Source organism: Streptomyces sp. NPDC060198, assembly GCF_042728415.1.
Classification (GTDB): domain Bacteria; phylum Actinomycetota; class Actinomycetes; order Streptomycetales; family Streptomycetaceae; genus Streptomyces.
In genome coordinates, this window is record NZ_JBHWZJ010000336.1 from 1 (window position 1) to 7,648 (window position 7,648).

At 70.6% G+C, this 7,648-nt stretch carries 3 protein-coding genes; 2 read left to right on the forward strand and 1 reads right to left on the reverse strand.

Going from position 1 to position 7,648, the window contains the following annotated elements:
* Positions 1 to 110: 110 nt before the first annotated feature.
* On the reverse strand, positions 111 to 1,820 hold the full coding sequence (locus ACFWEP_RS28385) for an extracellular solute-binding protein (RefSeq protein WP_387374166.1): 1,710 nt from the start codon (positions 1,818 to 1,820) through the stop codon (positions 111 to 113).
* Between the two features lie 504 nt (positions 1,821 to 2,324).
* Between ACFWEP_RS28385 and ACFWEP_RS28390 the strand changes: the two genes are divergently transcribed.
* A complete protein-coding gene (locus ACFWEP_RS28390; protein WP_387374168.1) occupies positions 2,325 to 5,207 on the forward strand; it encodes a glycoside hydrolase family 3 C-terminal domain-containing protein in 2,883 nt (960 codons plus the stop codon).
* Positions 5,208 to 5,268: 61 nt separating this feature from the next.
* Positions 5,269 to 7,557 carry an alpha-xylosidase gene (gene yicI / locus ACFWEP_RS28395; protein WP_387374170.1) on the forward strand — a complete coding sequence of 763 codons (2,289 nt, stop codon included), beginning with the start codon at positions 5,269 to 5,271 and terminating at the stop codon, positions 7,555 to 7,557.
* Positions 7,558 to 7,648 lie beyond the last annotated feature (91 nt).

Genomic DNA, 7,648 nt, shown 5'->3' on the forward strand with positions numbered 1-7,648 from the left:
GTGTATAATACCCCCCCCCATGTCTTGCTGATCCGCCCCGGCCGCGGGGCGACACCGCGCCCGGCGGCCACTTTCGTCTGTGCGTGGGTCCTGCCGTCTGCCGCGTGCGGTCAGCTGCCGGAGCCGTTCTTGTCGAGGATGTCCTGGTACCAGGTGCGGAGCTCGTCGCCACCGCTCTGCTTCCACGTGGAGACCGCCGCCTCCAGGTCGCTGACCTTCTTGCGACCGCGCCGGATGTCCTTCTGCAGGTCGTCGAAGGGCGTGTACAGGGAGGCGTACCGCTGGGGCTCGACGATCTGCATGCCGAAGAAGAGCGGCTTCTTGATGTTCGGCGCCTGGCGGGCCATCCACCCCGCGTAGTCCTGGACCAGCTTGGGCTCGTCGGGGAAGGCGATGGTGTGCGGCGGGGAGGCCAGGAAGAGGAACGTGGAGGGCTGGGCCTCCTGGATGCCCTGGTCCGTGAAGGTCGGGACGCCGTCCTTCACGTTGTAGTGGGTCCCCTGGACGCCGTAGTTGGTGAGCATGAACTCCTCGGTGCCGTAGGGGGCTGCCGCGAAGTCGGCGATGGCGAGGAACTCCTCGATCTTCGCCTTGGGGAGCTTCTTGCTGAGGAAGGTGTAGATGCCGGCCGGGTCGTCCTGCCAGAGGACCGGCTTGCCGCCGTCGGCCGAGAAGAAGTCGAGCGCCTGCATGTCGAACTTCGGGTTGGCGGCCTTCTGCTCGGTCACCATGCCCTTCCAGCCGCCGGTGCCGTCGTTGTACATGACGATGTGGCCGCTGGTGAAGCGGATCTTGGAGTCCGCGTCCTTGTTGGCCTCGGCGTCCGGGTGGACGTAACCGAGGTCGTGGAGCTTGCGGGCGAAGGCCAGGGCCTCGCGGTACTCCTTGGTCTCGATCTTGTGGACCAGCTTGCCGTCCTGGAGCTGCCAGTAGTGCGGGGCGTCCGGGAGCACGCCGTAGAGCTTCTGGATGCAGGTCCACAGGTCGTCGAAGGCCCAGACCTTGCTCTTCGGGGCGGTGTACTCCTTGCCGAAGGCGAGCAGGTCGTCGGCGCTGGCCGGGACCGCGCCGGAACCGACGATGTCCTTGCGGTAGAAGATCGCGTTGCCGATGACCGGCGACGGCATGGGCAGGCCGCGCAGCTTGCCGCCGAAGACCGAGTACTGCCAGGCGCCGGTGGGGATGTTGGCGAGGTTCGGGTACTTCTTCACCCCGTCGCCGGCCAGGTAGGGGCTGAGGTCGGCGAACTTCGCGGTGATGGCGTTGCGGATCTGGCCCTGCATGTTCCAGCCGGGGATGGTCACCGCGTCCGGGATGTCGTCGCCGGCGAGCACGGCACCGATCTTGTCCTGGTACGTGTTGCCGTCCTGCGGGTCGAAGTTGAGCGTCGCGCCGACCGCCTTGTTGACCGCCGTGTAGTACGGGTTGTTCTTCTTCGGGACGGTGCCCCACAGCGGGGTCATCACTCGGAAGGAAGAGCCCTTGCCGGGAGGGGACTTGACCGACTTCGCCAGCGGGTCGGGCAGCTTGGTGAAGCCGGGGCTCGATCCGTTGACGCTGGCCACGTCGGGCTGCACCAGGTTGGAGGGCAGATAGCTCGGCACGACCTTGCTGAGCGCCTTGCCGCTCGTCGTGCCCTCCCGGGTCCCCGAATCGGAGCCGGAACCGCCGCACGCGGCCAGCAGCGGTACGCCGCCCGCCACGGCCACCGCAGCGAAAGCGCTCGAAGCGAGGAAGCTCCGGCGGTTCGGCGTTACGGCGCGGAGGCCCGGAGCGTCGCTCTCGGACCGGTTCGTGGCGGGGGAGGAATTCGGCGTCATTGCGTCAACCCTTCATGGCGCACCAGGACGACACACGGCGGGCGACCGCCGTTCGGTTCCTGAGTCTGAGGTGGGCGTAACTGGACGGAGCCGCCCGAATCGGGCGGTCCGACCGGGCGGTGACGGCTTGAAGTCACCGCCGGCGGCGAGACCGGGAACGGACCGCGGAGGACGAGGCCACCCGAGGCACTTTCCGGAGACACCGGCTGAGCACCCTCGAAGTGCTGTCGAAGCGCTTCGATGTTGCAGCGAGGTTAAGTGAAGGGGGTCAGCCGCACAAGAGTTCGCCCGCACATTCCTCGGAGCTGTTTCCATAACGTTTCCCGTGTCCCTGGGCGGCTCCTGTGAGCCGGGCAGGCCGAGTCAACCCGCCGCACTCTTGACACTTGGCCGGTCGTACGCGGAGCATCGAAGCGCTTCGAAAGATCACCAGCTGATGTTCCGAAGGACCCGCGGCAGCCCATGGCTCCGCCAGACCTCCCACCTTTCCAAGGGGACCCGCACGTGACGGACCTTCCGCTTCCCTTCCGCGACCCGCAGTTGCCCTTCGAGGCGCGCGTCGACGACCTGCTCCAGCGGCTCACGGCCGACGAACGGATCGCGATGCTGCACCAGTTCGCCCCGCCGGTGGAGCGACTGGGGCTGGCGGCTTTCCGTACCGGCCAGGAGGCGCTGCACGGTGTCGCCTGGATGGGCGGGGCGACCGTGTTCCCCCAAGCCGTCGGTCTTGGCGCCACCTGGAACGACGACCTGGTACGCCGGGTCGGTGAAGCCGTGGGCGACGAGGTGCGGGCCAAGCGCCGGAACGACGACCGGGTCGGCCTCAACGTCTGGGCCCCGACAGTGAATCTCCTGCGCCACCCCCTGTGGGGACGCGGCGAGGAGGGCTACTCCGAGGACCCCGCGCTCACCTCCGCCATCGCCGTCGCCTACACCCGCGGCCTGCGCGGCGAGCACCCCCGGTACTGGCGCACCGCCCCGGTCCTCAAGCACTGGCTCGCCCACAACAACGAGACCGACCGCGACACCGCCTCCTCCTCCGTGCGCCCCCGCGTTCTGCACGAGTACGACCTGCGCGCCTTCCGCGACGCGGTCCGCGCCGGAGCGGTCGCCGGTGTCATGCCGGCCTACAACCTCGTCAACGGCCGTCCCAACCACGTCTCCCCGCTGCTCGCAAGCCAGTTGAGGCAGTGGACCGACCAGCCGCTCGTCGTCTGTTCCGACGCCGGCGCACCCTCCAACCTGGTCGACTCCGAGCACTACTACGACACCCACGAAGAAGCCACCGCCGCCTCCCTCAAGGCGGGCGTCGACAGCTTCACCGACCACGGCACCGACTCGTCCGTGATGACCGGCCGCATCCGCGACGCGCTCGCCAAGGGCCTCCTCGACCCCGAGGACATCGACCGGGCGGTGCGCAGGCTGCTCCATCTGCGTTTCGCGCTCGGCGAGTTCGACCCGGAGCTCGACCCGTACGCGGCCACCGACGCCTTCGACACCCCCGCCCACCGCGAACTCGCCCTGGAGGCAGCCGAACAGGCCGCGGTGCTGCTCAAGAACGACGGTCTGCTGCCGCTCGCGCCGCGCGCGGGGCGGAAGGTCGCGGTCGTCGGCCTGCTCGCCGACGCCTGCAAACTCGACTGGTACAGCGGTACCCTGCTGCACCGCTCGACCCCGCTCGACGGACTCCGCGCCCGCTACGGCGCGGACGACGTGCTGTACGCCGAGGGCGTCGACCGGGTCCTGCTGACCTGCGACGACGGTCAGCTCCTCGCACCGGCCGCCGGGGTGGGCGCCGGCGCCGCGCGCGGCGAGGAAGGCGCGCTCGACCCGGCGCTCCTCACCGGCCGCACCGACCTCCCGCCGCTCGTCGCCGCCCCCGAGGGCACCGCCCTCGCCCTGGTCGACTGGGGCGACGGCGTCCTCACCCTGCGCACCGACGAGGGGCTGTACCTCTCCGTCGCCGAGGACGGTTTCGTCCGCGCCTCCGCCGAGGAGCCGGGCGGCTGGATCGTCCAGGAGACGTTCCGCCTGGAAGCGGTCGAGGGACACGACGGAGGACACCGCCTTCTGCACGTCGGTACGGGTGGGTACGTGTCTGTCGCCGCCGAGGGCGCAAAGGTTGCCGAGAACGGCGAAAAGATTCCGGCGGACCGCGCCACCGTCCTCGTCGTCGAGACCGTCGAGCGCGGCGAGGACGAGGTCGCACGGGTCGCTGCCGAGGCCGACACGGTCATCGTCGTCGCGGGCAACGACCCCCACATCAACGGCCGCGAGACCGAGGACCGCACCACCCTCGCCCTCCCCGCCCAGCAGGAGAAGCTCTGGCGCGCCGCGCACGCCGCCAACCCGCGCACCGTGCTGGTCCTGACCTCCGCCTACCCGTACGCCGTACCGGAGGCCGACGCCACACTCCCCGCCCTGGTGTGGACCGCCCACGGCGGCCAGGCCGCCGGCACCGCGCTCGCCCGCCTCCTCGCCGGAGACGTCTCCCCGGCCGGCCGACTCCCGCAGACCTGGTACGCGTCCGACGCCGACCTGCCGGACCTGTTCGACTACGACGTCATCGGATCCCGCCAGACGTACCTCTACTTCGACGGCGCCCCGCTCTACCCGTTCGGCCACGGCCTCTCCTACGCCTCCTTCGGCTACGAGGACCTCACCGTCGCCCGCGAGGACGACCTGCTCCGGGTCGGCCTGACCGTCACCCACGACGGCGGGGCGGCCTCCGACGAGGTCGCCCAGCTCTACGTACGCCGCACCGGACCGGACGCCGCCCGGCTGCCGCTGCGCAAGCTGGTCGGCCACCGCAGGCTGCACCTCGCTCCCGGCGGCTCTGAGCGCGTCGAGTTCCTGGTGTCCGTGGCCGAGCTGGGCCACTGGGACGTGGCGCACGGCCGCTGGACCGTGGAGCCGGGCGCGTACGAGCTGCTGGCCGGGGCGTCCAGCGCGGACATCCGGCTCACCACCGCGGTGGAGCTCGGCGGAGAGCCCTCCGGGCCCCGCCCCGTCCTTGGCGCGGGCATCGAGGCGGCCGACTACGACGAGCAGCGCGGCACCGAGATCGTCGACCGTGAGAAGACGGACGGCGACGCGGTCACCACGACCGGTACCGAAGCGGAAGGCGGCCGACTGGTCTTCGAGGGGTGCGACTTCGGGCCGGGCGTGCGCAGTGTCACCGTCCACGCGGCGGGCGAGGGCACGGTCGAGATCGAAACGGACGGCGCCGCCGCGGCCGTCGACGTCCCCGCCACCGGCGGCCCGTACGACTACCGGTCGGTGACCGCGGCCTTCGGCGCGGACGGGGTGGCGGACCTCCGGGTCACGCTGCGCGGGTCCGTGCGCCTCGCCCGCCTCACCTTCGCCCCCTCGGGAGCGTCCGAGTGAGCCGGTACCGCGCCGCAGCAGCCAAGCCTCCGCTCACCACCGCCCCCGGAAGAGAGTCCTCATGAAGTTCACCGACGGATTCTGGCTCATGCGGGAGGGGGTCAGCGCGTCCTACGCCACCGAGATCCGCGATCTGCGCGTGGACGCCGACCGGATCACCGCCCACGCGGCGGTCATGCGTGTCACCGGGCGCGGCGACACCCTCAACACCCCGCTGATCACGGTCGAATGCTTCACGCCCGCCGAGGGGATCATCGGCGTCCGCGCGACCCACCACGCCGGCAAGGTCAACCACGGCCCGGACTTCGAGCTGTCGGTGGACCCGGCACCGCACGCGTCGGTGCGTACCACGCGGGAGGGTTCGGTCTCCGAACTCACCAGCGGTCCGCTGACCTTGAGGATCGACAGGGAAGGTCCCTGGGGTCTCGCCTTCCTCGACGCGGACGGGCGTCGGCTCACCGGCGCGGACCGCAAGGGCACCGCCTTCGCCACCACCCCCGACGGCGCCCACCACATGATCGCCCAACTCGCCCTGGCGGTGGGGGAGAACATCTACGGCCTCGGCGAGCGCTTCACCCCCTTCGTGAAGAACGGCCAGGTCGTCGACGTCTGGCAGGCGGACGGCGGCACCAGCAGCGAACTGGCCTACAAGAACATCCCGTTCTACCTCTCCTCGCGCGGCTACGGCGTCTTCGTCAACCACCCCGGCAAGGTGGCCTTCGAGATCGGCTCCGAATCGGTGGGCCAGGTGCAGTTCAGCGTCGAGGACCAGACGCTGGAGTACTACGTCGTCGCCGGCCCCACGCCCAAGGACGTCCTGGCCCGCTACACCGCCCTCACCGGCCGCCCCGCGCTCCCCCCGGCCTGGTCCTTCGGGCTGTGGCTCACCACCTCCTTCTGCACCTCGTACGACGAGGGGACGGTGACCTCCTTCGTGGAGGGCATGGCCGAACGTGACATCCCGCTCTCCGTCTTCCACTTCGACTGCTTCTGGATGCGCGAGTACCAGTGGTCGGACTTCCTCTGGGACCCTGACGTCTTCCCCGACCCCGAGGGGATGCTGGCCCGCCTCAAGGAGCGAGGGCTGCGCATCAGCATGTGGATCAACCCCTACATCGCCCAGAAATCGGCGCTGTTCGCCGAAGGGGCCGACAAGGGCTACCTCGTCCGCAGGCCCAATGGCGACATCTGGCAGTGGGACCTCTGGCAACCGGGCATGGCGCTGGTCGACTTCACCAACCCCGCCGCGACCGCCTGGTTCCAGAGCAAGCTGAAGGTCCTCCTCGACCAGGGAGTCGACTGCTTCAAGACGGACTTCGGCGAGCGCATCCCCACCGAGGTCGTCTGGCACGACGGCTCCGACCCCGAGCGGATGCACAACTACTACGCGCAGATCTACAACCGCGCGGTCTTCGAACTCCTGGAGAAGGAGCGCGGCAGCGGTGAGGCGGTGCTCTTCGCCCGCTCGGCGACCGCCGGCGGCCAGCAGTTCCCCGTCCACTGGGGCGGCGACTGCTTCGCCTCCTTCAACGCGATGGCCGAATCCCTGCGCGGCGGCCTGTCGTTGAGCCTCTCCGGCTTCGGATTCTGGAGCCACGACATCGGAGGTTTCGAAGGCACCCCCGACCCGGCCGTCTTCAAGCGCTGGGTGGCCTTCGGCCTCCTCTCCTCGCACAGCCGCCTGCACGGCAACGTCTCCTACCGTGTGCCGTGGGAGTTCGGCGAGGAAGCGGTCGAGGTGACACGGCAGTTCACCCTCCTCAAGCACCGGCTGATGCCCTACCTCTACGGCGCCGCGGCCGAGGCCCACCGCACCGGCGTCCCGGTGATGCGCCCGATGCTGCTGGAGTTCCCGGACGACCCGGCGACCCGCACCCTGGACCGGCAGTACATGCTCGGTCCTGACCTGCTCGTCGCCCCGGTCTTCTCGGCCGAGGGCGAGGTGGAGTACTACGTCCCCGAGGGCACCTGGACCCACCTGCTCACCGGCGAGACGGTCACCGGACCGGTCTGGCGCCAGGAGACCCACGGATTCGACAGCCTCCCGCTGTACGTCAGGCCCGGCGCGGTGCTCCCCTGGGGCAGCGACGACCAGCGCCCGGACGGCGACTGGCTCGCCGACCTCACCCTGCGGGCCTTCGGCCCCGTGCCGGAATCGGGGACGGCCACCACCGCGGTCACCGTCCCCGGCCTGACCGGCGAACCGGCCGCGACCTTCCACGTCACCCGTGACACGGACGGCGTACGGGTGACGGCGGAAGGCAGCGGACGGCCCTTCCGCGTCACGGTCGAGGCGACCGGGGCGACGGCGGAGGGAACGGGCACGGTGAAGATGCCGCACGCCGGCTGACGTGGGCGTGAGGCCGGTCGTGGGGGGGGGGGGCCGCCCCCCCGGCCCCCCCGCGCCCGCCCGGGGGCGGCGGCCCGCCGGCGCCCCGGCC